Consider the following 22,418-nt stretch of genomic DNA (forward strand, 5'->3'; position numbering starts at 1 on the left):
GATGTAGCCGACGAAACCGCGGAACCGGCGGCAAAGGATCCCGGCCTGCGGTTCAGGCCGGCGGAGCCACCAGGCTGTCGGACTGTCCCGCGCGGCGCAACGACGCGGCGACGAAGCCGTTCGCCTTGAGTTCCTCGACCAACTCCCGCAGGAACCGTACGGTTTCCGGACGCCGGGACTTTGTCGTGCCGACGGCCTGCCGGATCTGCATGAACCCCTCCTGGATCAGCCGCACTTCGGGGTGTGCGTCCGCGTAGGCGGTCATCGGCTGCCGGATGCCCGCGCCCGCCTCCAGGCCTTGCGCGGCAAAGGTGTCGACGCCTTCGTCGCCGCGAACGAGGGTGGCGTGGCGCAGGGTTCGGGTGAGGTGGAGGTCGTAGGCGGACCCGGACTTCACGCCGATCCTGACCCCGGGTGCGTCGACGTTCTCGGGCTTCGTCAGCTCGGAGTCCCGGGGCACCGCGTACACGCCCTCGATGAGCACGTACGGGGCCGAGAACGCGACCTCCGCCTCGCGGGCGGGGTCGATCGCGAGGAAGCACACATCGGCCCGTCCGTCGGCCATCGCCTCGAAGGACTTCCGCGCGGCGTCGAAGCAGAGGAACTCCACGGGCACGCCGAGTCGGGCCGCGATCTCCCGGGCCAGATCGACCGTGATGCCGCTCGGCGCGTCCGGCGTGCCCTGGGCGAGGACGGGATTGCCGAGGTTGACGGAAGCGCGCAGGACACCGGTGGGCGCGAGGTCGGCGGCGAGGGAGGGCAGGCTCATGGCGAGAGTCTAGGTCGGGCGGTGAATGCGCCGGGCGGGGCGGAGGGTTGAGGGCCGAAACGACGCCGGTGGTCACGACGGCTTCGGGTCGCCTCGGGAGGGGGGGCAGGCCGCCCGCGCGCTGTTCTGGAGCTGTGTCTGTGCGTCGCGCCGGCCGATCGCGTCACGTCGGTCGGGCCGCAGCCGTGGGCAGGATGCACGGCACGCCCTCGGTCGTCGGGCGGGTCGCGTCGCTGAGGGTTCGTAGGAGGACCGCCGCCGCGGGGATGTTCCGGGCGTCCGGCCAGAGAGGGCGAAGACCCGGCGGATCGGGAAACCGGTCAGCGGGCGGGCGACCACACCGGGGTCGGTGTGGGCGGTGACCGCCAGGGTATTGAGGACCGCGAGGCCGATGCGGTGGGCCACCAGGGGGTGCAGGGTGCGTTGGTCGTCGACGGTGGCGGCGATCCGGGGGGAGCCGGCGTCGCGGCAGGCCGCCAGGAAGCCGGCCCGGCCGGACTCCAGCACCCAGCGCTCCTCGGCGAGGTCCGCCAGTGAGACGAAGGGCTGGGCGGCGGCCGGGTCCTGGAGATCCGCCGCTCCCGCCTGCGGGCCTGCGTCCACCGTGAGGTCGTTGCCGAGCAAAACGGGGTAGAGACCGGGCAGGACCCGAGGGGAGGTGGGATGCGATGAACAAGATTCCCCGCTGGGTCGCCCAGGCCGTCGCCGTGCTGGCCTGCGTCGCGGTGCTGCTGCTGGCGGCGACCTGGGCCGTGCAGAACTTCTGAGGCGGCCCTCCCGCCGAGGCCGGCTGGCGATCCGGTCGCAGAACTCCCGTATGGCTCTAGGCTGATCCCATGCCTGAGCGCCACGCCGTATCACCTGCAGTCGGTGCGCATCTGCGTGCCCCGGACAGCGCGCGGCTCGCCGAGGCGACCGGGGTGTTCGCGATGCTCTCGGACGTCACCAGGCTGCACTTGTTGTGGCTGCTCTCGCAGGACGAGGCGGACGTCGGTTCGCTCGCCGAGCAGTGCGACGCCTCGCGCACAGCGGTCAGCCAGCATCTGGCGAAGCTGCGGCTTGCCGGGCTCGTGGACACCCGTCGCGAAGGGCGGCACATCTACTACCGCCTCAGCGACGGGCATCTGCGGCGCCTGGTCGTGGAAGCGCTCAGCCACGCGGACCACCGGGTGAGCGGGACGGCTCCGCACGACTGAGCCGAGGTGTCGTACGTGGACCCTCACTGCCGAGTCACCGGTCAGGACGTGCCGTCGGCCGGGAGTTCGAGGTGGACCTCGTAGCCGCCGTCGGCCGTGGGGCCGGAGGTGATCGTGCCGCCGAGGAGCTCGGCACGCTGGCGCAGTCCGACCAGGCCGTGGCGGGAGCCGGGCAGCGGGAGCGGGGGCCGGGTGGGGGCGGTGTTGGTGACGGTGGCGAGCACGGTGCCGTCCTCGTGCTGGACGCGGATCGTCGTTCTGGCCCCTGGCGCGTGTTTGCGTACGTTGGTCAGCGCCTCCTGCACCGTGCGGTAGACGGCGCGCTGGAGGGGCGGCGCCAGGCCGTCGGGCAGGTCGGTGTTGAGCTGGGCGTCGAGGCCGCTGCCGACCACCAGCTGTCGCAGATCGGCGAGGGACGGCTGCGGGGTCAGCTCCGTCGGGCGGCTCCCCGAGGCGCGCAGCACGCTCACCATGTGCCGCAGCTCGTCGAGGGTGTGCACGCTGAGCCGCCGGATCGCGGACGCCGTCTCCCGGACCTCCGCGTCATGGCTGCGCACCTGCAGCGCCCCGGCCTGCACGGCGATCAGGCTGACCTGGTGGGAGACCACGTCGTGCATCTCCCGGGCGAGCTGTGCGCGTTCCTTGGCCAGCACCGTCTGCGTGATCAGCGACTGCTCGCGCTCGCGCACCTTGGAGATCTCGGCCAGCCGCAGCGACAGTTCACGTCTGGCCTGGGCGAGCTGGCCCAGGAAGACGGGCGCGACCGCTTCCGCCAGGCTGTAGCTGACGGCGATGAGGGTGGAAGAGGCGTCCGAAGGATCGGCGAACTCCGGTGTCGGCCAGGACCAGACGGTGATGTTGCAGGCGGTGAAGGCGGCGGCGCAGACACCCAGCAGGACCCGGTGGCGGGTGAGGGAGGCCAGCGTGTACAGCGCGGCCAGGGTGGCGAACACCGCGTCGGTGACCAGGACACTGGGCAGGGTGAGGACGAAGGTCGTCAGCGGCAGCCGGCGGCGCAGCATGAGCGCGAAGGCTCCGAGCAGGGCACAGGCCAGGGCCGGCCGCTCGTCGCCGTGCACATTGACCCAGACGTCCAGCAGCGACACTCCCACCAGAGCGAGGTCGATCAGCGGGGCGGGCGGGCGGCGTGGTCTCATCCGCCCTCCCGGTGTCCGGGTTGTCTCAGCAGACCCGCGCGTTCGGCGAGCAGGGCGGCCTGGACCCGGCTGCCCACCTCCAGCTTGCCGAGGACGGTGCTCACATGATCCTTGACCGTGCCGGTGCTCAGGTGCATCCGCCGGCCGATGTCGGCATTGGACAGCCCCTCGGCGACGAGGGCGAGGACGGCACGCTCGCGCTCGGTCAGCCGGGCGACGGCGCGGACGGCGGCTTGCTGGTGGCTGTTGTCGAGATAGCCGTCCACGACGGTGCGGGTGACCGCGGACGACAGCACGGCACCGCCGTCGGCCAAGGTGCGCACCAGATGCGGCAGCTGCTGGGGATCGGTGTCCTTGAGCAGGAAACCGGCGGCCCCCGAACGCAGCGCCGCCGCCACGTACTCGTCCATGTCGAACGTCGTGAGCATGGCCACCACCGGTGGATCCGGCAGCCGCCGCAGATCCGCCAGGACGGTGAGCCCGTCGACGTCCGGCATACGGATGTCGAGCAGCACCACATCCGGACGTGATCGCCGTACCGCGCCGACGGCCTGCCCGCCGGGGACGGCCGCCACCACCTCGATGTCGTCCGCGCTGTTCAGAATGTGCTGGAAGCCCGTACGGATCAGGGCCTCGTCGTCGACCACCAGTACCCGGATCACCTGTGCTCCACCCGTCGTCGGACCAACGCCGGACTCCCACGACGCACTGCGCGGCTTTCAGGTTACTTTGTGCCGGTTGTTGCTACATGGTGAGAAAAGTACCGCCGGTCGGCGGGGTGGCTCCGGCGGGCCGACGGGTGGTTGGCGGCACGTTCACCGCAGATCGTGGAGCCCATGACCGGCAACGCATCCTCGGCCGTACCGCCGACGGTGAAACCCGCCCCGGCGACTCCGCTCTGTTCGCCGTACTCGCCGGATTCACCCTGGTCATCATCACCGGGCGCCCGTCCCCACGGACCGGGCGCGACGGGCGGCAAGCGGCCGGCCGGGTCGTCACCCGCGGCGTCGTCCTGATCGCGCTGGGCTTCGCCCTGACCGCCCTGGACACCTCGATCGACGTGATCCTCTCCTTCTACGGGCTGATCTTCCTCGTCGTCCTCCCGCTGTACCGACTGCGGGCCACGACGCTCGCGGTGATCGCCGCAGGAGCCCTCGTCCTGCCCCAGGTGCTGTACGGCGTACAGCAGTCGATCTACGACGGAGCGTGGTCGGACACGGTCATCGCCTGGGACCCGCCGGCCCGGATCGGCGACTCGGACGGATTCACGGAACTGCTGTTCACCGGCGAGTACCCGGTGCTCACCTGGGCACCGTTCATGATCGCCGCCATGGCGGTGGCCCGGCTCGACCTCACCGACGCCAAGGTCCGCGCCCGCCTCGCCCTGACCGGCGGCGCGCTGGCCGTGGTCGGCTACGGCGGCTCCTGGCTGGCCCTGCGCCTCGTCCCGCAGGCCCGCACCGTCATCGCCGACGCCACGGACGGCGGTTCGGCGTCCTCCGCCTGGTGGTCCGACACCGTGGGTGACATCACGGACAGCACCCCGCCGCAGTGGCTGCTGGTGGCGGCGCCGCACAGCCAGACGACCTTCTCCCTCCTCGGCAACGCGGGCGTCGCCCTCGTCGTCGTGGCGGCAGGCGTCACCGTCGCGGACCGAACACCGCGCGTCATGCGACTGCTGCGCCCCGCCGCCGCGGTGGGCATGGTGGCGCTCAGCGCCTATGTGCTGCACGTCGTCGCCGTCCGTGTCCTCGGCACTGAGGGCGGCTCGATGTCCGCCCTGCCGGTGCTGTCCGGCTACATCGCGGGAGCCATGGTGTTCGCCATGGTCTGGACCCGCCATTTCCGCCGGGGTCCGCTGGAGTACCTCCTCCATACCGCGACCCGGCCGGCCCGCCACATCAGGTGACGACCTGCTCCGACCCTGGACCGGAACCGGTCGTCGGCTCCGCCCACGCCCGCGACACCCTGGTCGTCCGGGCCCGGGCCCGGGCCCGCGGCCGTGCCGTCACCGCTCGCGCCCTCGCGCGCCCCGTGCCCGAACCGGGTGCCCAGCTTCGCCGCGAGGCCCATCGCGCGGTCGTCGGCGGTCCGGGTGCTGAGCACCACCGGCTCGCCGGGAAGCGCGCCGGTGAACCAGTCGAGTGCCGCCACGCACGCCTCGGCGGCGTACCCGCACACCCACGCCTCCGGCAGGAACAGGTAGCCGAGCTCGGCCTCCCCGGCATCCGGACGGACGTGGCCCGGACGCTCCGCGTCACGCCGATCGAGCGTGATCATGCCGATCGTCGCTCCGTCGAGCCCTGCGGCCAGGCGCCGAGTCCGAGGGCGGTCATGGCGGGCAACCCAGCGCACGCGAACCCGGGTTCGCCGCCGTGGCGACCGTACGGAGAACGCATGCCACTGACAACGCAGGTCGCACAGGCCAAACCCGCCCCTGCGGACACGCGCATTTCCGCGCGCGAAGCGGTTCCTTCCTGTCAGGCTCGGACATGTGACGTACGTAGTGACCGTGGACACCTGCATCCCGGAGGACACTCCGGAGATGGACCCGCTGCAGCGCGCCGGCGCCGTGGCACTCATCGAGGACGGATTCGACTCCGTCCGGGCGATCGAAGGGCCCGACGGTGTGGAAGTCGATCTTCTCGACACCATCGTGGCGGTCCACCCCGGAGGAGCTCTTCTGAAGGTCATCGTCGATGCTCCGGCCCTGGCGTTCGCCGAGGACTCGGTGCGGGCGCTCGTGGACGAACTGCTGGAACGCACCGAACTGTTGGCGGACTGGACGATCGAGCGGTGCGAGGTCGAACTGCACCAGGACCTGGCGAAGGCGAGCCTCGACGCGGCCGACGGGCCGGATGCCCCACCCGACGATCCCGCCGCCCGGAAGGCACGCCACGCCGAGCCCCCGACGCCCGAAGGCGCAGATGAGTCGGACGACGCCGAGGCGAAGGCGACGGCTGTGCGAACGCAGATGCTGCGGCTGGCGGACGATCTGCGCTCCTTCCCTCCGGTCATGTTCGGCGTGCTCGACAACGACAACGACAAAGACAACGAGGACGGGGAGCGGGAGGACGGCGACGACGGGTTCGCCGTCCCGCCGGAAAGCGCCAGGCTCGCCGCCGGCGCCCTGGTCTACGCAACCGACATCCTGGTGGACGAGCTGTTCGAAGACGTGCAGGTCCTGACACAGGAGGACGCCGCCGTCGCCGAATGCGAAGGCCCCTTGTGGCACCTGGAACGCCTTCCCGACCGGTACGCGCTCCAGTACGACGCCCACTTCGCCCGCCGCTTCCTGGTGACGGCGATCGCCATGACCACCCGTTTCACCGACGGGAGCTTCGAGCGGCTCAGCTGCGTGGCGGAGGAACTCGCCCTGAGGTTCCTGCTGAGCCGGACGACCATGACCCTGGAGCTGTACGACCTTCTCGACGACGACGTGTCAGCCGCTCTGGAGGCCTTCGCCGACAACGTGTACGAGGACCGGGACCACGAGTGGCTCTACGACGACTCGACGGACGGGATCGACGAGTCTCCCGTGGGCGTCACGCTCGGGGTCGCGCCCATGGAGTTCAAGACGTGGTTCACCCCCTTCAAGGAGGGCAGATACGTTCACCCGTCCGCGGCGAACGAATCCGAGGCCGCGGCGTAGGAGATGAGCATGTTCCGGTGGGCCGTCGGGGTTCGCCGTGATCTGGCCGCTCATGGCCACGGCGCCGCTCGGCATGGTCGGCAGCGTCCCTTGCTCGCCCTGGGCATCGGCGTCGCCAGCCGGGATGATGGGCGAGCTGGATGTGGCGATCACCTCGGGGGAGTGGCAGCTGATGAAAGCGTGTGTGGTCGGGGCCGGCCCCGGCGGAATCGTCACCGCCAAGGTGCTGCTGGAGAACGGCTTCGACGTCACGGTCTTCGACAAGTACGAGCAGGTCGGCGGGATCTGGTCGGCGGAGGGCTGCTACGACGGGCTGGCCAACCAGGCCGCGCTCCGCCTCTTCGAGTTCGCGGACCTGCCCAACCGCCTGCACTTCGCCGACGCGCGGGACACGCAACGCTATCTGGAGGACTACGCCGAGCAGTTCGGCGTGCTGGACCGCGTACGGCCCGGCACCGAGGTGATCTCCGTCCGGCCGGTGGAGGGGCCCGGGCGGGTGGGTGCCCGCGGCTGGTCGGTCGACTCCCGGCCCGTCGGCGACAGGACGGCGGACCCTCATCGGGAAACAGCGGACCTTCATCGGGAAACCTTCGACTACGTCGTCGTCGCCAGTGGGGCTCATCATCATGCCCACCTGCCCGAGCTGCCCGGGCGGGAGTTGTTCCGGGGGACCGTGCTGCACTCCAACGAGGTGCGCGCCGGCACCTTCGCCGACCGGCGGGTGGTCGTCGTAGGCGGCGGAAAGTCCGCGCTGGACCTGGCCACCCGCGCCTCACGCGAGGCGGCCTCGGCCACGCTCGTGCAGCGCAAGGTGAACTGGATGGTCCCCGAGCGGCTTCTGCTCGGTCTGGTCGGCTACAAGTGGATCCTGTTCACCCGGCTCGGTGAGGCGCTCCTGCCCCGCTACCACGATCCTGCCTGCGTCCGTCCGGTCGACCGTGTCGACGAGCGGGTCAAGCGGGCTCTGTGGTGGCTCATCACGCGCGACATGCTGTTCTCCAGCGGGCTCTACCGGCTGCCGAAGCGGCTGCGGCCCGCCTACGCGCTCCCCTTCCACCTGGCCCACGCCGGAGTGATGCCACGCGGGTACACGCGGGCCGTCCGCCGCGGCCTGATCGACGCCAAGGTCAGTGCCGTCGAGGCGTACACCGACAAGGGGCTGCGACTGGCGACAGGTGAGGAAGTGACGGCGGATGTCATCGTGTTCGCCACGGGGCACCACAAAGTCTTCCCGTTCCTGGACGCGAGCGTGCCGGTGCACGACGCCGACGGACGGCTGCGGCTCTACCGAGGCATCGTGCCACCCGGCGCCGACCGGCTGGGGTTCGTCGGTTTCCGCCAGGTCTTCAACAACATCATGGGCGTGGAACTCACCGCGCACTGGCTGACCCGTCACTTCCGGGCAGCCCTGCGCACCACCCCGGGCGAGCAGGAGATGCAGGAGGCCATCGACGCCCGCCTGACCTGGCAGGAGCAGGTGCTGCCCGGCTCCGGCGGCTACGACTTCGGCCCCTATGACATCCACTGCGCGGACGAACTCCTGCACGACATGGGGTTGCCGTCCCGCCGCGCCGGCAACCTACTGGCCGAATACCTGCTTCCGGGCGGAGTCGCACACCGCTACGCGGGTCTGCAGGGGGCACGGTCGAAGCCGTAAAAACATGGCCCGTACACTCATCCGCATGGTTGAGCATCGGGGCGCACCGGTCGCCTGGCACACCGCCCTGCTGCGGCCGGACATGGTGCTCGGCGTGGCCGGTCTCAGCGTGCCGCCCCCGTTCCGGGGAACCGAACCTCCGCTGGCCGCCATGGAGGAGAGGTTCGGCGGCCGGTTCTACTGGAACTACTTCAACCGCCCCGGTGTCGCCGACGCCGAGTTCGCGAAGGACACGCGTACCACCCTGCGGAAGTTCTTCTACGCGGCGTCCGGCGACGCTCCCGACGCCGAGCACGGCAAGCAGCCGCTGGTCGACCCCGAGCGCGGCTGGCTCGCGGACATGACGGACCCCGAAGTACTGCCGGCCTGGTTCACCGAGGACGACCTCGACACCCTCACCGAGAGCTTCTCCCAGGGCTTCACCGGCGCCCTCAACTGGTACCGCAACCTCGACCGCAACTGGGAACTGACCGCTCCCTGGCACGGCGCCGTCGTCACCCCGCCCGCCCTGTACGTCTACGGCGACCGCGACCTGGTTCCGGCGTTCCCCGGCACACCCGAGCTCATCGAGAGCCTCCCCGACCTGATGCCCAACCTGTGGCGCGAGCCAGTCAAGTTGGCGGGCTGCGGACACTGGACCCAGCAGGAGCGCCCGGACGACGTGAACCGGGCACTCGTCGAGTTCCTCACGGCCGTCAGGAGCCGCCACGCCTCGTAGGACCGAACCCCACGCCCGCGAGCGCGCCCAACTCGCCCGTCACCGGTTCGTGGTCACACGTCCCAGGTGACCGGGAGGCTCTTCACCCCGTAGATGTCCGCGGTCTCCGGGCGCAGGCCGGCTTCTTCGGCCGGTACGCCCAGACGCGGCGTGGGGAAGCGGTTGATCAGTGCGGAGAGGGCGATCCGCATGTGCGCGAGCTGAACCGTGGATCGGCCAGGACCGACCTGACCAGGTCGTATCCGGTGATCAGCCGGCCGGGCTTGCCGCCGGGGTGGGTGGCGGCTGATGGGACGGTGTCGGCGGGCGTCGATCAGCACGCCAGTGAAGTTGTGCAATCTCTTGACGGCCGCAAGAAATTGGCCCTACATTCTCGGACGCCTTCGTTCAGCGCACTGAGCATCTGCTCCGGCCCCGCCCCACCCCCACCCGCAAGGAGCCGCCCATGCCTGCCGGCACGCGCCCCCGTATCCGCCGCACCCGCCTGCGCATCGCCCTCGCCGCCCTGGCCACACTGGCGTCCGCGGCCCTCGCCACCTTCCCCTCGCCGGCCGCCCAGGCGGACACGGCGGCCACCACCCACCTCACCGGCACCCTCCCCGACGGCGCCACCTGGATCGCGGACGTCCCCGACCGCTGGAACGGCACCCTGCTGCTGTTCAGCCACGGATTCGGCCCCCTCGTCGCCAGGAACGCCCCCACCGAGGCCGTACGCACGGAGTTGCTCGCCAAGGGCTATGCGATGGCCGGGTCGTCGTACGACCCCCATGGCTCGATGTGGGCCCTGAACAGCGCCGAACGCGACCAGTTCGCCACGCTCGACGCCGTCACCACGAAGATCGGCACCCCGCGGCGCACGCTGGCCATCGGCAACTCGATGGGCGGGCTCGTCAACGCGCAGCTGGCGCGGGACGGCGGCGGGCGCATCGACGGTGCGCTCGGCCAGTGCGGTCTCGTCGCGGGCGGCACCGACCTGGACAACTACCAGTTGGACGCCGAGTACACGATCGCCCGCCTGCTGCTGCCCGGACAGGACGTGAAACTCGTGCGGTTCGGCACCGCCGCCGAGGCGTCCGCCACCGCCGACCTGCTCACCAAGGCGGTCACCGCCGCACAGAGCACCCCGCGGGGCCGGGCCCGGGTCGCGCTGGCCGCCGCCTTCCTCAACCTGCCCGCGTGGTCGCCCGGAAAGGACCGGCCCGCCCCGACCGACTGGGCGGGCCTGCAGGAGCAGCAGTACGACTGGTTCGCGCAGGGCGTCCTGTCGTTCGTCGAGGGCGGCCGGTACGCCATCGAGCAGTCCGTCGGTGGCAACAACTCCTGGAACAAGGGCGTCGACTACGCCCGCCTGCTCGCCGGCTCCGCACACGCACCCCAGGTCCGCGCCCTCTACCGGGTGGCCGGCCTCGATCTCCGCGCCGATCTGCGCACGCTGACCGAGGGCGCCACGATCGCCGCCGATCCCGACGCCGTCCGCACCGCGCAGCGGACGTCCACCGCGGGCCAGGGACTCGAGGTGCCCTTGCTCAACGTCCACACCACCGCCGACAACCTGGTCCCGGTGGAGCAGGAGAACCGCTTCGCCGCCCGCGTGCGCGCCTCCGGCGACGGCGCGCTGCTGCGGCAGGCCTACGTCGAGCGGCAGGGCCACTGCGCGTTCACCACCGCCGAGACCGTGGCCGCCCTGCACGCTCTCGAACACCGCGTCGAGACCGGCCGTTGGGACGACGCCGCGACCCCGGAGGCACTCCAGCGGTCCGCCACCGAACTCGGTCTGGACGGGGCGGCGTACGTCCCGTACCGCCCGGCCCGGCTGACGGTCGGCCGCGATGGGCGGTAGGAGCGGCCCTCCGGGAGGTGGGGCTCCTGGCCGATCCCGCGGTTGGCGATGCCGTCGCCGTCGGGGACGGGTGCGGCGAGGAGACGTGGGGGTGTTCCGGATCTGGACGGAGCCTATTTGAACGTGTTCAAATAGTGGCGCACGGGGGACCGCCGTGCGGAAGTCGCCGCCGCTGTTGCGGTGGGTGTCGCGGGGAGGAAGCCTTGGGGTCCGGTGCGTTCGGCGTCGTCTGGGCGGTGTTCTTCTTCTACGTGCTCCTCATGGGGCCGTTCTGCGTCCTCATCGGCTCCAGGACGTCCTCGAGCGTGGGCTGGCTCATGTCAGTTCCCTTGGTCTTCCTGCCTTTCGCCTGGCTGGTCGGCCTTCTGACGCGCTGAGCCGCCCGAGTCCCGGTCGTGTGCCCGCCGTGCGGCGGCGATGTCGCGCATGGCCAGCAGAAAGCGGCGCACCGTGGCCAGCTCCCTCTCGTCGAAGGACCGCATCTCGGTGACCATTTCGTCGATCAGCGGCCCGAAGAACGACCAGCCCAGGGTGATCGCCTCGTCCCGCACGACCAGCAGCACCCGCCGGCGGTCGCCGGTGTCCCGTTCCCGGCGCACGAGCCCCAGTCGCTCCAGCCGGTCGACCAGCGCCGTGGTCGATGCCGAGTTCACCCCCAGCTGGGATCCGAGCCACCCGGGGGTGGCCCGCAGGTTCTCGCGCCGGGCGTCCAGCAGGTGGATCAGGGCGCGCACGTCCGTGGGGTGAAGCCCGTTGCGGCCGGCGAACTCGGCGGCGAAAAGGTCCAGTTCCACGGTGACGGCCCGCAGCAGATGGACCAGTTGGAGGCCGGGGTCCTGGTCGTCCACGCTCACTCCCGCAATATCTCGATGGTCGAGATTATTGACAGTCGAGTAATCATACGGTGGTGGGGCAGATGGTGGGGGCCTTGGGTGACGAGGCGGTCTTCTTCGCGGCGTACGACGCCGTCCTGCGACGGTGGCCGGTCGAGGTGCGCGGCATTGACGTTCCGACCCCGTACGGCAGCACCCGGGTCCAGATCTGCGGCCCGGAGGACGGCGTTCCGATCGTGCTGCTGCCCGGAGGCGGAGCGACCTCGGCGGTCTGGTTCGCCAATGTCGCGGACCTGGTGCCCGGCCATCGCGTGTACGCCGTCGACCTGATGGGCGACTTCGGGCGCAGCGTGCACGACGGGGCACCCCTGCGCGGCGCCGGTGACCTGGTGGCGTGGCTCGACGCGCTCTTCGACGAGCTGGGCCTGGACGGCGCGCACCTGTGCGGCCATTCCTACGGCGCCTGGATCGCCCTGAACTACGCGCTGCAGGCGCCCCAACGGCTCGGCAGGCTGGTGCTGCTCGACCCGACCAGCTGTTTCGTCGGCATGAGCCCGCGCTATCTCATGCGCGGGCTGCCGATGCTGCTGAAGCCCACCGTCGAGCGCGTGCGGGCCTTCCACCGGTGGGAGACCGGCGGCGCCCCCGAGGACCCCGTGTGGCGGGCCTTCCTGGAGAGCACCGCCACCGCCCGCCGGTCGAAGGTCGTGCCCATGCGACGCCCCAAGGCAGCGGACCTGAGGGCCTGCACCGTCCCGACCCTGGTGCTCCTGGCTGAACACAGCCGGGCGCACGACGTGCCGCGTGCGGCGGCCGCCGCACGCCGGCTCCTGCCCGAGGCGAGCGTCGTCACCCTGCCCCAGGCCTCCCACCACTCCATCCCCACCGAGCGGCCCGCCGAACTCAACCGTCTGGTGGCCGAGTTCCTCGCCTGAGCGCTGACGGTCGGGGCCGGGCGCACGGCGGCCTCATCCGCGCCTCGGCTCGCGCGCGTGGGTTCAGACGCGGCTGCCGGCGCCGTACGAGGCGTAGAGGTCCAGCAGCCGGGTCCGGGCGGCGCGCAGGCGGTGGGCGAGGATGCCACCGACCCTCCCCCACTGGTGTGAAGAGCCAGGACCAGCCGATGAGTTCGTTGTGCTGAAGGGTCTCGATGACGGCCGCGCGGCGGCCGGGCACTCGCATGCCGAGTTCGACGGTGCCCGCGCGGATGATCCAGAACCGGCGACGCGCATCAGCCGCTGCCGGTGCTCGGCGGGCACAGCGCGCAGCATGCTGGGCGTGGCGTGGCAGCCCGTCGAGGCGGGCCACCCGACTCCGGCCGGGGGACGTGCGGGGCTCTGCCGCGATCCCGGCACGGTGGGTCGGCCTACCGGGCGCGGCTCCATTCCCGGTAGGCGGCCACGGCGGTCGGCAGTGTGGGGAAGACGAGGTCGGGGCCGACGGCGTCCGTGAGGCCGTACGCCCTCAGCTCTTCCAGGAGATCCTGTTTGACGCGGGCCAGGGCGAACACGATGCCCCGGTCGGTGAGTTCGCGGCGCAGATCGTCGAGCGCGTCGAGGGCGGTGATGTCGACCTCCACGTTGGCCTCCGTGTTGAGGACGAACCAGCGGACGGGGCCGGTCTGTTCGTCCACTTCGTCCACGGCGGCCAGGGCGCGGCGGCGGAAGTCCTCGGCGTTGGCGAAGAAGAGCGGGGAGTCGTAGCGGTAGACCAGCAGGCCGGGGATCGTGCGGGCCTCGGGGTAGTCGTCGACGTCGTGCATGCCGGCGACCCCCGGCACCACTCCCTGGACCGCGTCGTGCGGGCGGGCCACCCGTGTGAGCAGCTCGGCCACCGACAGGCCGACGGCGACAAGGACGCCGTACAGGATGTCCAGGGCGAGGACCCCGGCCAGGCAGCCGAGCGCGAGCAGGAGTTCGCGGTGGCGGAAGGACGCCAGGCGGCGGAAGCCCGCGAGGTCGATCATGCGGACGGCGGCATAGACGACGAGCCCGCCGAGGACGGCGGACGGCGTGCGGGAGAGCAGCGGGCTGAGGAACAGCAGGACCGCGAGGACCACGGCCCCGGCGACCAGCGAGTACGCCTGGCTGCGGGCGCCCGCCGAGTCCGCCAGCGCGGTACGGCTGGCGCTGCTGCTGACGGGGAAGCCGTGCAAGGCGCCCGCGCCGAGATTGGCCGCGCCCAGCGCCAGGAACTCCTGGTTGGCGTCGAGAGCGGGACCGTCGGCGTCCGCGCGGCCGGCGAACGCCCGCGCGGTCAGGATGAAGTCCGTGTACGCCACGAGGAGCACGCCCAGGGCGGGCAGGACGAGACGCGGCACCTCGGTCCAGTCCGGCCACGCCAGGCCGGGCAGCCCCGACGGGACCTCGCCGATCACTTTGACGCCGTACCGGTCGTCGAGGTCGAACACCACCACGGCGAGCGTGCCGAGGACCACGGCGAGCAGCGGGCCGGGCACGGCACGGACGTACCGCGCCACCGTGAAGAGCAACGCGAGGACGGCTGCGGAGAGGACGACGGTGGCCGTGTGGAAGTCCGCCAAGTTCTGTACGAATGACCAAAGTTGAGGGAGGAACTTGGTCCCTGTCGTGTCGACTCCGGTGAGTTTGGGCAGCTGGTCCACCATCATGATCAGCGCCACACCGGCCATGTAGCCGATGAGTACCGGGCGGGAGAGCAGGTCCGCGATGAAGCCCAGCCGTACCGCGCGTGCGACCAGGCACAGCAGGCCGACCGTGACCGCGAGCGTGACCGCCAGGGTGGCGTAGCGGTCGGGGTCGCCGGCGGCCAGTGGGGCGACCACGGTGGCCGTCATCAGCGCGGTCGTGGACTCGGGGCCGACCGAGAGCAGCCGCGAGGAGCCGAACAGCGCGTAGAGGCCCAGGGCGGGCAGGATCGCCCAGAGCCCGGCGACCGGCGGGAGCCCGGCCACGCCGGCGTATGCCATGACCTGGGGTACGAGATACGCGGCGACCGTGACGCCGGCCAGCAGGTCGCCCCTCAGCCATGCCCGCCGGTACCCGAGGAGTGCGACGCCGCCGGGCACCGGACGGCGCCACCGCGGGACCTGCCCGCCCTTGCCCTGCGACATCGGCCACCCTTCTCCGTCCGGCCTCAGGATCCACCGCGGCGCCCACCGCCGCGCACGGCGGACCGTGCTCGGCCGATCATGCACCCCAACGGGCCCTGCGGCCAGAGCCGTTCAGCCCTACGGCCCGGCATCTCCGACGTCGGGCAGGCCCGCGGGACCGTGCTTGCGGGTCCTCGCCGCGATCGACAAGCGGGCGGGGCGTGCGGCCGGCGAGGTGGCGGGTGGTGAGTGACGGACGCGGTGGACGACAAGCGGTCCGCACGCGTGCGGGTCAAGCTGGAGGTGCGGGGCGATTCCGACGCGGGGCCGCGCCAGGCGCGTACCGGCGCCGGGTCTCGCCGTCGGGGCGGGGTTCCGTGGCTCATCGAGCGAGGTGAGGACGTCATGAAGGGCTATGTGTTCCATGGCGCGGGCGAGTCCGCCTGGGAAGAGGTCCCGGACCCGGACGTCAAGGAGCCCACCGACGCGGTCGTGCGCGTCGGAGTCGTCACCATCTGCGGCACGGACCTGCACATCCTCAAGGGCGACGTCCCCGAGGTGCGCCCCGGCACCGTCCTCGGCCACGAGGCGGTCGGCGAGATCGTCGAGGTCGGTAGCGATGTCCGGACCGTAGGCCCCGGTGACCGGGTCCTGGTCTCCTGCATCAGCGCGTGCGGGCGTTGCGCCTACTGCCGTCAGGGCACGTACGGCCAGTGCCGGGGCGGCGGAGGCTGGATCCTCGGACATCTGATCGACGGCACCCAGGCCGAGTACGTCCGCGTGCCCTACGCCGACCTCTCCGTGCACCCGCTGCCGGGCGCGATGGACAGCGCGGACGCCGTCCTGCTGGCCGACATCTTCCCGACCTCCTACGAGGTGGGCGTGCTCAACGGGCAGGTCCGCCCGGGGGACACCGTCGTCATCGTCGGGGCCGGGCCCGTCGGACTGGCCGCGATCAGCACGGCCCGGCTGTTCTCTCCCGAACGGATCATCGCCGTGGACCTGGCCCCCGCCCGGCTGGAGGCCGCCCGGCAACTCGGCGCCGACGCGGTGGCCGAGGTCGGGGAGACCCCGGAGGACCTGGTCGCCGACCTGACCGACGGGCTCGGCGCGGACGTCGTGATCGAGGCGGTCGGGGTGCCGGAGAGCTTCGAGCTGTGCACCCGCATGGTCCGGCCCGGCGGGCACGTCGCCAACGTCGGCGTGCACGGCGCCCCCGCGACCCTGCACCTCGAGGACCTGTGGATCAAGAACGTCACCATCACCACGGGCCTGGTCGACACCTACTCGACCCCGACCCTGCTGCGCATGACGGCCGCCGGCCGCCTGCCCACCTCGCGGCTGGTCACCCACACCTTCCCGCTGGGCCGCATGCAGGAGGCGTACGACGTCTTCGCCCGCGCCGCCGACACCGGCGCCCTGAAGGTCGTGCTCGGCGGGGAGCAGCACGAGGTCGTGGCGGTGGGCGCGGCCTGAGGAAGGGACACGACGGTCGTGCCGGCCCTTCCGTGGGCCCGCGCGGACCATGCCGGGGCCGGTGCCCGCTCCGGCCTGGTTTCAGGCCCCGCCCGAGCTGTCGGCCGCGGTGAGCAGGATGCCCGTGATCAGGCCGGGCCGGATACGGATCGCCTGGTCCATGGTCTGCTCCACCCATGGCCCTACCAGCGACTGGCAGCGGGCCAGGTCGTCGGGGTCGGTCACCAGCCGGGCGTATCCGGTGACCACCACACTCCAGCCGAGATGCGTCCGCGGGTCGATCGCGTCGGCCTCGTAGGCGACGACGACACCGGGGCCGCCGGCCGCCTGGGTCCGCGAGACCAGGGCGGCGTCCTCGTGGGTGCGGATGACGATGTCCCCTTCGTCCAGGGCATGGTTGACCGGGCGTACGGTCGGCAGCGCGTGCCGGGTGAAGACGATCCTCCCCAGGGACACGCTGCCCAGCAGCCGCAGCGCCTCGGCGCCGTCGAGCTCGACGCGGCGGCGAGGTCCTGCGGGGACCGGCTGGACCTGTTGATCGTTGTCGTGGGCCATGGCGGGCTTCCGTACCGGTGCGTGACGCGCTTCTTGCGTTGCCGGACACGTGGACGGAGCGACACCGCGGGGGATCGGTGCCGCTCCTGTCTCCACTGTCTCTCGGGTCATGGCCGGCGCCAAGAGCCAATGGGCCCTGATCCGGTTCCGGCCGGCCGGCGGCAGCGGGCGCGGCGCGTCATCCCGGCCGGTTTCGCGGGGACGTATCGGTCCATGACGCCGTGCTCCTCGACTCGACGGGTGCGCCCCGGCTCTTCCGCCGTGACACAGTCCCACCGTCGAACGCGGGGCGCCGGCCCGCCAGGTGCTGTCCGTCCCCCCTGCCAGGGCCGAACGGCCCCAGTGCCTCGTGGGCGGCCCTGTGAGCAGGCGTTCGGTCGCGCGGACGGCCGGAGCGTCCGCCGGATCACCCGGGCCACCGGGGCCGACGCCGCGCCGTCACGCGTCGTCGGCCGCAGCAGGCCTCCTGGTCATCGGGGCGCGACGCAGGCGTTACGCGAGCGGTCCGAGGATGTCCTGGGACTCTATGAGCCCTTGGTCGCTGGGGGCCTTTCCGTCACCGAAGACGCGCGCGGCCTGGCGGGCCCGGAACTCGAGATGTGCTTCGGCCGGCCTGGGGTAGCCGTGGCGGGCCCGGGCTTGGGCCGGGGTGAGGACTTCCTCGCTGTGAGGAGGAATGCCCAGCTTGACGGGCGCGACCACCGCGACGGTGGACGGAGAGAGCCTTTCCAGCAGGCGCAGTTCGACCCAGGTGTTCAGGCGGGCGAGCGCGAAGGCCGTCTTCATGACGGGCACGACGAGGACGTCGAGCAGGCGTGACTGGCGGATCCCCGCCATCTCCCGCATCCAGCGGGGCAGAGTCGCGATCGTGGCGATCCGCTGCGTCTTCGCCGCGGCCAGGGCGGCCGGCCGTGCCCAGCGGGGTGTCGGCGGCAGGACGAGCTCGCTCCTGAGGAGGTGATGCATGGCCTGTCGCGCGATCGGGCTGGCGGACAGCCGCGGTCGCATGCGCTCGAAGTACGCGCGGACGCCTTCGCGGCTGCGGGGGATGTCGTCGGGGGAGCACGTCTGCAGCTCCGCGGCGACCGCGCATGCCTGCCAGTACTCCCGCTCCTCCTCCTCGGTGAGTTTCCCGGGCCCGTACCGCTCGTACGCGTAGAGGACCGAGTGCCAGCCGGTGAGCTGGATCCACAGCTGCGAGGCGGGGTCGTTGGCGTCGTAGGTCCCGCCGCCGTAGGGCAGTTCACCGATCGCCTTGGAGTGGACCTTGACCAGGACGTCCGCGGCCTGGCACACCTGTCGCGATCCGGCGAAGGCCACCATGGCGAAGTAGCGCAGAGTCCGGTCGTAGCGCGTGCGGGAGCGCCGGTAGATGCCCTGGGTCCGGTGGACCGCGGCCACCAGTGGCGGGTCCAGCTCCTCCACCACCACGGCCCGCTGGAAACCCACCGTCGGAGCCGTCGGATGGCCCCAGACCTTCCACACCACCGAGCCCGGCCCGAAGAAGCCGTAGTCCTCGTGGGGTTCGACCTCGCTGCGCTTCAGCCTCGCCATGAGCCGCTCCCTGTGCCACTCGCGGTCTGCGCCGCCCTCGATTACGACACTGCTGTCGTAAATATAAGACACCTGTGTCGTAAACTGCCAGGGTGTCAGCGCCCCCCTCCTCGCCGGACAGGCCGCGCAAACGGCGCCCCTACGCTCGGCGCCTGCCGATCGCCGAACGCCGTGAGCAACTGCTCGACGCGGCCCTCGCCGTCATCGTGAGCGACGGCTACGACCGGGTCTCGATCGACGCCATCGCCAAGCGGGCCGACGTCGCGCGGGCGGTGGTCTACAGCGCCTTCGGCGATCTCAACGCCCTGTTGACGGCCTTGCTGGACCGGCAACAGGCGCGCGCCTTCGACCGGTTGCTGCGGACGGTTCCCGACGTGGACGCGCTGCGCGACCCCGCCGCGTTCGTCGCCGAGGCGGTGCGCCGTATGGGCGCGATGCTCGAACAGGACCCGGACACCTGGCGACTGATCCTGCTGACTCCCGGCAACACGCCCACGGTCGTCCGTGACCGGATCGAGGCGGACAGGGAGCGGTTCCGGCGGCGCGTCGAGGCCTGGATCTCCCGCGTCCTGGCCGACGGGGGTGATCCACGGCTGGACCCGCAGGTTCTCGCGCACGCTCTCGTTGCCTGCGCGGAACACTTCGGCCGCATCGCGCTCACCGATCCCGGCAGGTTCACCGCGGACCGCCTGATCGGTCAGGCGCAAGTGATCCTCGAGGTCATCCGGCCGGCCCGCTGACGGCCTCGCGCGGTAGGGCGCTCAGCCGCCGGGCCCGGCCGCGCGCCGGCCGGGCGGCCGGGGCGGACTCTCCGACGGAGGCTCAGCGGCGTTGTAGGCGGCTTCCGTTGCGAGATCACTTGCCTCGGCGCGTCTGAGAATATATTGGGACTTTTCCCATTAATCTCTGCTCACTGTACGAAGTCGATCTTTCACGGATCGCACCCACCTCGCTCCATCGGAGATGACATGCACAAGCTTCGCAAGGCTGCCGTCGTGGCCGTCGCCCTAGGCAGTGTCGGATTTCTGGGCGCCGGTTCGGCCACCGCTCAGGGCCTCGACGGCGGCAAGGGCGGGGACAAGCTCAGCGTCCTGCAGAGCTCCAACTGCAAGTCGCACGACCTGAACGTCGACGTCCTCGGCCAGGTCGGCGTGCTCAACGGCGCGCTGGGCAACGCCCTCAACGGTGAGGGCATCGCCGGTGGCCAGGACGGTACCCACCTGGGCTCGGGGATGGGCTGCACCAACAAGGCCTTCTAGCCTGTGCCTTGGTACGGGGCTTCTCGCCACGTTCCCACCGTGACGACCGCGGTGTGGGACGTGGGGATCCCGGACGAGCAGTGGGCCGTATGGAATCGCGGGTGCCTGTTGCCGAGGTCGGCAGGCAGTCCGCAGGTCGACGGAGACTGATCGACGGGATCCGCCGGCGGGAGCGGACCGGCGCCTCGTGGCGGGACTCACCGGTGGAGTACGGACCGTGGCATACGGTCCATGGGTCCCGCCGATGGCAGCGCACCGGTGTCCGGCGAGCCGTGCCGACTGGGCCGCAGATGGATGCCGATGCCGATACCGATGCCGATACCGAGGCCACCGGGCTGACTACCCCTCGGAAAACCGGGCAGGGGCTTGATCCATGACAGTGGGTCAGGCCCCTGCTTGGGCTTGTCCGCGCAGGGGAGGGCAGGGAGAGGGTAGGGGGCGCGGAGAAAGCAGGGAGAGGGCAGAAGGGGAGCATGGAGGGAGAGCGATGACTCAGCCCGCGGGCAAGGTGGTCTGCGACATCACGATCTCGGCCGACGGCTACTCGGCCGGGCTCAACCAGACCGAGGAACGCCCGTTCGGCGACGACGGCGGCGACGGCACGGGGGACAGGCTGCACGCCTGGATGTTCGACACCCCCGACGAGAACCGGGCCGAGGTCGACCAACTGGCCGCCGCCGAAGCGTTCATCATGGGGCGCAACATGTTCGGCCCGGTGCGCGGCGAGTGGGATCGCCGGTGGAACGGCTGGTGGGGTGCCGAACCGCCCTTCCATGCGCCGGTGTTCGTGCTCACCCACTACGCGCGCGAGCCGCAGCCGATGGCCGGCGGCACCACGTACTACTTCGTCACCGACGGAATCGAGTCGGCGCTGGCACAGGCACGCACCGCGGCCGGCGACGGTGATGTCTCGATCCACGGCGGCGCGACCACCGTCAACCAGTACCTCGCCGCCGGCCTGATCGACGAACTGCGCCTGCACATCGTGCCGTTCACACTCGGCGCCGGCACGCGACTGTTCGACGGTGTCCCACCGCTGAACCTGGAGCAGGTGAGGTCGCGGTCGGCGACACTGGTCACGCACCTGACCTATCGCGTGCTGCGCTGACGGGGAACGCTTTCGTGCGCTGCTGAACCGTTTGTCGGGCGATGCAAAGAGGTCAGGCGCTCGGAGGCCGCCGCCGACCTCGATGCCGACCGCGTCCACCTGCTGACCGGCATGGACCGCATGTACGACGATGGTGACCCGCTGCCGGATGCAGGCGGCGAAGGCGGCGGGCGCGCCCTCGGTGAGGCCCACGGTGCCGACGGCGATGGCGCTGGAGAAATTCACACCGAACGGCTGGCGTGCAGCGCGTTCCCGGGGCGCCCTCGGCCGGTCTGCCCGCGTGTCTGCACCCTCAGGCCGTGGAGGCGGGCACCGGGAACAGCATGCAGCTGCTGGTGGCGTGGGCGAGCAGGCGCTCGTCCGTGTCGACCAGCCTGGCCTCGGCGAGTGCGGTCTGGCGGCCCCGGCTGACGACCGTTCCGATGGCCCGGACCCGGCCCGTGTCCGCGGTGATCCGCTTGAGGAACTTCACGGTCAGGTCGAGCGAGGTGTATCCCATGCCGGGAGGGAGCGTGGACTGCACGGCGCACCCGGCCGCCGAGTCGAGCAGGGTGGCGTAGACGCCGCCGTGCACGCTGCCGATCGGGTTGTAGTGCTCCTCGCCCGGCGTGATCGAGAAGACCGCCCTGCCCTCGTCCACCTCGTCGAGGGTGAAGTCGAGGGTCGCCGCGACGGGGGCCGCGGGCAGCTTCCCCGCCTGCACCTCGCGCAGGAATTCCAGGCCCGAGGCGCGTCCCACGGCGGCGGCGGTGATCGTGGGGTCGTCCCACTCGTAGGTGCGTGACCGTCCCATGACTTGGCATCCTCTCGGCTGACTTCGTTGATTGAAGCTAGCCGGGTGCGCCTCTGGCTGTCAAAGGTGAAGCCAGCCCCTAGCATGGAGGCATGGAGTGGCTTGAGGTCAGCACGGAGAACTGTCCCGTCCAGCGCACGCTCGATCTGGTCGGCGAGAAGTGGACGCTGCTGATCGTGCGGGACGTCGCCTGCGGCGTGCGCCGGTTCGACGACTTCCGGCGGCACATCGGACTGTCGGAGGCGGTACTGAGCGACCGGCTGCGGAAGCTGACCGCGGCCGGCATCCTGACGACCGTCGCCTACCAGGAACCGGGCAGCCGGTCCCGCAACGAGTACCGGCTGACCCGCAAGGGGTGGGACCTGTGGCCCGTGCTCGTCGCGCTGCGGCAGTGGGGCGACACGTACGCGGCGGATCCCGACGGCCCCGTGATGGACATGCGGCACTCCGCGTGCGGGGCCCCGGTGCGCGCCGTCGTCGCGTGCGCCGAGGAGCACGCCGCGCTGACCCCCAAGGAAGTCACCGCCCGACCGGGCCCCGGCGCACGCCGTCGGGCCTGAGCCCGAGACGGTGAGCACGGCCGAGGTGGCATCACTCGCCACCTGCGACGACGGCAGATCAAGCACGCCATCCCCGAGCCGAACGACCAGCGGGCCGACCACAAAGCCCGCAAGAACTTCAGGACCGTAGCCGCGAGGTTCGACTGGAGCGCCTACGCCTTCGATGGCGCCTTCACCGTTGGCTCGATCCGGCTCCGGCTCCGCGTAAGAACCTCCGGGCA

The 22,418-nt window shown here is 71.4% G+C and carries 22 protein-coding genes and 4 pseudogenes; 14 read left to right on the forward strand and 12 right to left on the reverse strand.

The window, feature by feature from the left end; translation table 11 throughout:
* Window positions 1-52 precede the first annotated feature (52 nt).
* The gene (locus tag EJ357_RS34560; protein WP_126395615.1) at window positions 53-769 is read right to left on the reverse strand and encodes a transporter substrate-binding domain-containing protein; all 717 of its coding nucleotides are present in this window, start codon (window positions 767-769) and stop codon (window positions 53-55) included.
* Between the two features lie 72 nt (window positions 770-841).
* Window positions 842-1,372, reverse strand: a complete 531-nt coding sequence (locus EJ357_RS34565; RefSeq protein WP_175647621.1) for a LysR substrate-binding domain-containing protein — start codon at window positions 1,370-1,372, stop codon at window positions 842-844.
* Between the two features lie 233 nt (window positions 1,373-1,605).
* Between EJ357_RS34565 and EJ357_RS34570 the strand changes: the two genes are divergently transcribed.
* A complete protein-coding gene (locus EJ357_RS34570; protein ID WP_126395616.1) occupies window positions 1,606-1,965 on the forward strand; it encodes an ArsR/SmtB family transcription factor in 360 nt (119 codons plus the stop codon).
* A 41-nt stretch (window positions 1,966-2,006) separates the two neighbouring features.
* On the opposite strand, the gene EJ357_RS34575 is transcribed toward EJ357_RS34570, so the two are convergent.
* Window positions 2,007-3,122, reverse strand: a complete 1,116-nt coding sequence (locus EJ357_RS34575) for a sensor histidine kinase (protein ID WP_126395617.1) — start codon at window positions 3,120-3,122, stop codon at window positions 2,007-2,009.
* Entirely contained in the window at window positions 3,119-3,784 is a 666-nt protein-coding gene (locus EJ357_RS34580; RefSeq protein ID WP_126395618.1) for a response regulator, read from the reverse strand. The genes EJ357_RS34575 and EJ357_RS34580 overlap by 4 nt, the downstream gene beginning before the upstream one ends.
* Before the next feature lie 86 nt (window positions 3,785-3,870).
* Here EJ357_RS34580 and EJ357_RS34585 point away from each other — a divergent pair, with 86 nt between their 5' ends.
* Window positions 3,871-5,031, forward strand: a complete 1,161-nt coding sequence (locus EJ357_RS34585; RefSeq protein ID WP_126395619.1) for a DUF418 domain-containing protein — start codon at window positions 3,871-3,873, stop codon at window positions 5,029-5,031.
* Window positions 5,032-5,171: 140 nt separating this feature from the next.
* On the opposite strand, the pseudogene EJ357_RS50580 reads toward EJ357_RS34585, so the two are convergent.
* Window positions 5,172-5,705, reverse strand: a pseudogene (locus EJ357_RS50580) (GNAT family N-acetyltransferase); the annotation flags it as partial.
* On the opposite strand from EJ357_RS50580, the gene EJ357_RS34595 reads away from it, so the two are divergent.
* From EJ357_RS34595 to EJ357_RS34605, 3 genes and pseudogenes are all read left to right on the forward strand, one after another.
* A complete protein-coding gene (locus EJ357_RS34595; protein ID WP_126395620.1) occupies window positions 5,617-6,774 on the forward strand; it encodes a hypothetical protein in 1,158 nt (385 codons plus the stop codon). The pseudogene EJ357_RS50580 and the gene EJ357_RS34595 overlap by 89 nt on opposite strands.
* A gap of 37 nt (window positions 6,775-6,811) precedes the next feature.
* A complete protein-coding gene (locus EJ357_RS34600; RefSeq protein WP_126395621.1) occupies window positions 6,812-8,431 on the forward strand; it encodes a flavin-containing monooxygenase in 1,620 nt (539 codons plus the stop codon).
* A 40-nt stretch (window positions 8,432-8,471) separates the two neighbouring features.
* Window positions 8,472-9,149, forward strand: a pseudogene (locus EJ357_RS34605) (alpha/beta fold hydrolase); the annotation flags it as partial.
* Window positions 9,150-9,202: 53 nt separating this feature from the next.
* On the opposite strand, the gene EJ357_RS34610 reads toward EJ357_RS34605, so the two are convergent.
* Window positions 9,203-9,340, reverse strand: a complete 138-nt coding sequence (locus tag EJ357_RS34610) for a hypothetical protein (RefSeq protein ID WP_407698432.1) — start codon at window positions 9,338-9,340, stop codon at window positions 9,203-9,205.
* 254 nt (window positions 9,341-9,594) lie between these two features.
* Here EJ357_RS34610 and EJ357_RS34615 point away from each other — a divergent pair, with 254 nt between their 5' ends.
* On the forward strand, window positions 9,595-10,989 hold the full coding sequence (locus EJ357_RS34615; RefSeq protein ID WP_126395622.1) for an alpha/beta hydrolase: 1,395 nt from the start codon (window positions 9,595-9,597) through the stop codon (window positions 10,987-10,989).
* Between the two features lie 320 nt (window positions 10,990-11,309).
* On the opposite strand, the gene EJ357_RS34620 is transcribed toward EJ357_RS34615, so the two are convergent.
* Window positions 11,310-11,837 (reverse strand): MarR family winged helix-turn-helix transcriptional regulator, encoded by a 528-nt coding sequence (locus EJ357_RS34620; RefSeq protein WP_126395623.1) that lies wholly within the window; start codon window positions 11,835-11,837, stop codon window positions 11,310-11,312.
* A gap of 68 nt (window positions 11,838-11,905) precedes the next feature.
* Here EJ357_RS34620 and EJ357_RS34625 point away from each other — a divergent pair, with 68 nt between their 5' ends.
* Entirely contained in the window at window positions 11,906-12,757 is an 852-nt protein-coding gene (locus EJ357_RS34625) for an alpha/beta fold hydrolase (protein WP_126395624.1), read from the forward strand.
* Window positions 12,758-12,820: 63 nt separating this feature from the next.
* On the opposite strand, the pseudogene EJ357_RS49605 reads toward EJ357_RS34625, so the two are convergent.
* Window positions 12,821-13,093: pseudogene (locus EJ357_RS49605) on the reverse strand (hypothetical protein).
* A gap of 95 nt (window positions 13,094-13,188) precedes the next feature.
* On the reverse strand, window positions 13,189-14,913 hold the full coding sequence (locus tag EJ357_RS34635; protein WP_126395625.1) for a SulP family inorganic anion transporter: 1,725 nt from the start codon (window positions 14,911-14,913) through the stop codon (window positions 13,189-13,191).
* Between the two features lie 384 nt (window positions 14,914-15,297).
* On the opposite strand from EJ357_RS34635, the gene EJ357_RS34640 reads away from it, so the two are divergent.
* Window positions 15,298-16,368, forward strand: a complete 1,071-nt coding sequence (locus EJ357_RS34640; RefSeq protein WP_126400414.1) for a zinc-dependent alcohol dehydrogenase family protein — start codon at window positions 15,298-15,300, stop codon at window positions 16,366-16,368.
* A gap of 81 nt (window positions 16,369-16,449) precedes the next feature.
* Here the strand turns inward: EJ357_RS34640 and EJ357_RS34645 are convergent, their stop codons facing one another.
* Both EJ357_RS34645 and EJ357_RS34650 read right to left on the reverse strand, forming a co-directional pair.
* Window positions 16,450-16,923, reverse strand: coding sequence for a pyridoxamine 5'-phosphate oxidase family protein (locus EJ357_RS34645; protein ID WP_126395626.1), 474 nt, complete (start codon window positions 16,921-16,923; stop codon window positions 16,450-16,452).
* Window positions 16,924-17,415: 492 nt separating this feature from the next.
* Entirely contained in the window at window positions 17,416-18,477 is a 1,062-nt protein-coding gene (locus EJ357_RS34650) for an oxygenase MpaB family protein (RefSeq protein ID WP_126395627.1), read from the reverse strand.
* Between the two features lie 92 nt (window positions 18,478-18,569).
* Here EJ357_RS34650 and EJ357_RS34655 point away from each other — a divergent pair, with 92 nt between their 5' ends.
* The 4 genes from EJ357_RS34655 (at window position 18,570) to EJ357_RS34670 (ending at window position 20,844) form a co-directional block, all read left to right on the forward strand.
* A complete protein-coding gene (locus EJ357_RS34655; protein ID WP_126395628.1) occupies window positions 18,570-19,217 on the forward strand; it encodes a TetR/AcrR family transcriptional regulator in 648 nt (215 codons plus the stop codon).
* A 228-nt stretch (window positions 19,218-19,445) separates the two neighbouring features.
* The gene (locus tag EJ357_RS34660) at window positions 19,446-19,736 is read left to right on the forward strand and encodes a hypothetical protein (RefSeq protein ID WP_126395629.1); all 291 of its coding nucleotides are present in this window, start codon (window positions 19,446-19,448) and stop codon (window positions 19,734-19,736) included.
* A gap of 89 nt (window positions 19,737-19,825) precedes the next feature.
* Window positions 19,826-20,113 (forward strand): transposase, encoded by a 288-nt coding sequence (locus EJ357_RS49610; RefSeq protein ID WP_228472701.1) that lies wholly within the window; start codon window positions 19,826-19,828, stop codon window positions 20,111-20,113.
* Window positions 20,114-20,223: 110 nt separating this feature from the next.
* Window positions 20,224-20,844, forward strand: a complete 621-nt coding sequence (locus EJ357_RS34670; RefSeq protein ID WP_126395630.1) for a dihydrofolate reductase family protein — start codon at window positions 20,224-20,226, stop codon at window positions 20,842-20,844.
* Window positions 20,845-21,136: 292 nt separating this feature from the next.
* On the opposite strand, the gene EJ357_RS34675 is transcribed toward EJ357_RS34670, so the two are convergent.
* The gene (locus EJ357_RS34675) at window positions 21,137-21,637 is read right to left on the reverse strand and encodes a PaaI family thioesterase (protein WP_126395631.1); all 501 of its coding nucleotides are present in this window, start codon (window positions 21,635-21,637) and stop codon (window positions 21,137-21,139) included.
* 92 nt (window positions 21,638-21,729) lie between these two features.
* Between EJ357_RS34675 and EJ357_RS34680 the strand changes: the two genes are divergently transcribed.
* Complete coding sequence (locus EJ357_RS34680; protein ID WP_126395632.1) at window positions 21,730-22,197, forward strand: winged helix-turn-helix transcriptional regulator; 468 nt, start codon at window positions 21,730-21,732, stop codon at window positions 22,195-22,197.
* A gap of 36 nt (window positions 22,198-22,233) precedes the next feature.
* Window positions 22,234-22,401: pseudogene (locus tag EJ357_RS49615) on the forward strand (IS5/IS1182 family transposase); the annotation flags it as partial.
* Window positions 22,402-22,418 lie beyond the last annotated feature (17 nt).

The sequence above is a fragment of the Streptomyces cyaneochromogenes genome, assembly GCF_003963535.1.
Classification (GTDB): Bacteria; Actinomycetota; Actinomycetes; order Streptomycetales; family Streptomycetaceae; genus Streptomyces; species Streptomyces shaanxiensis.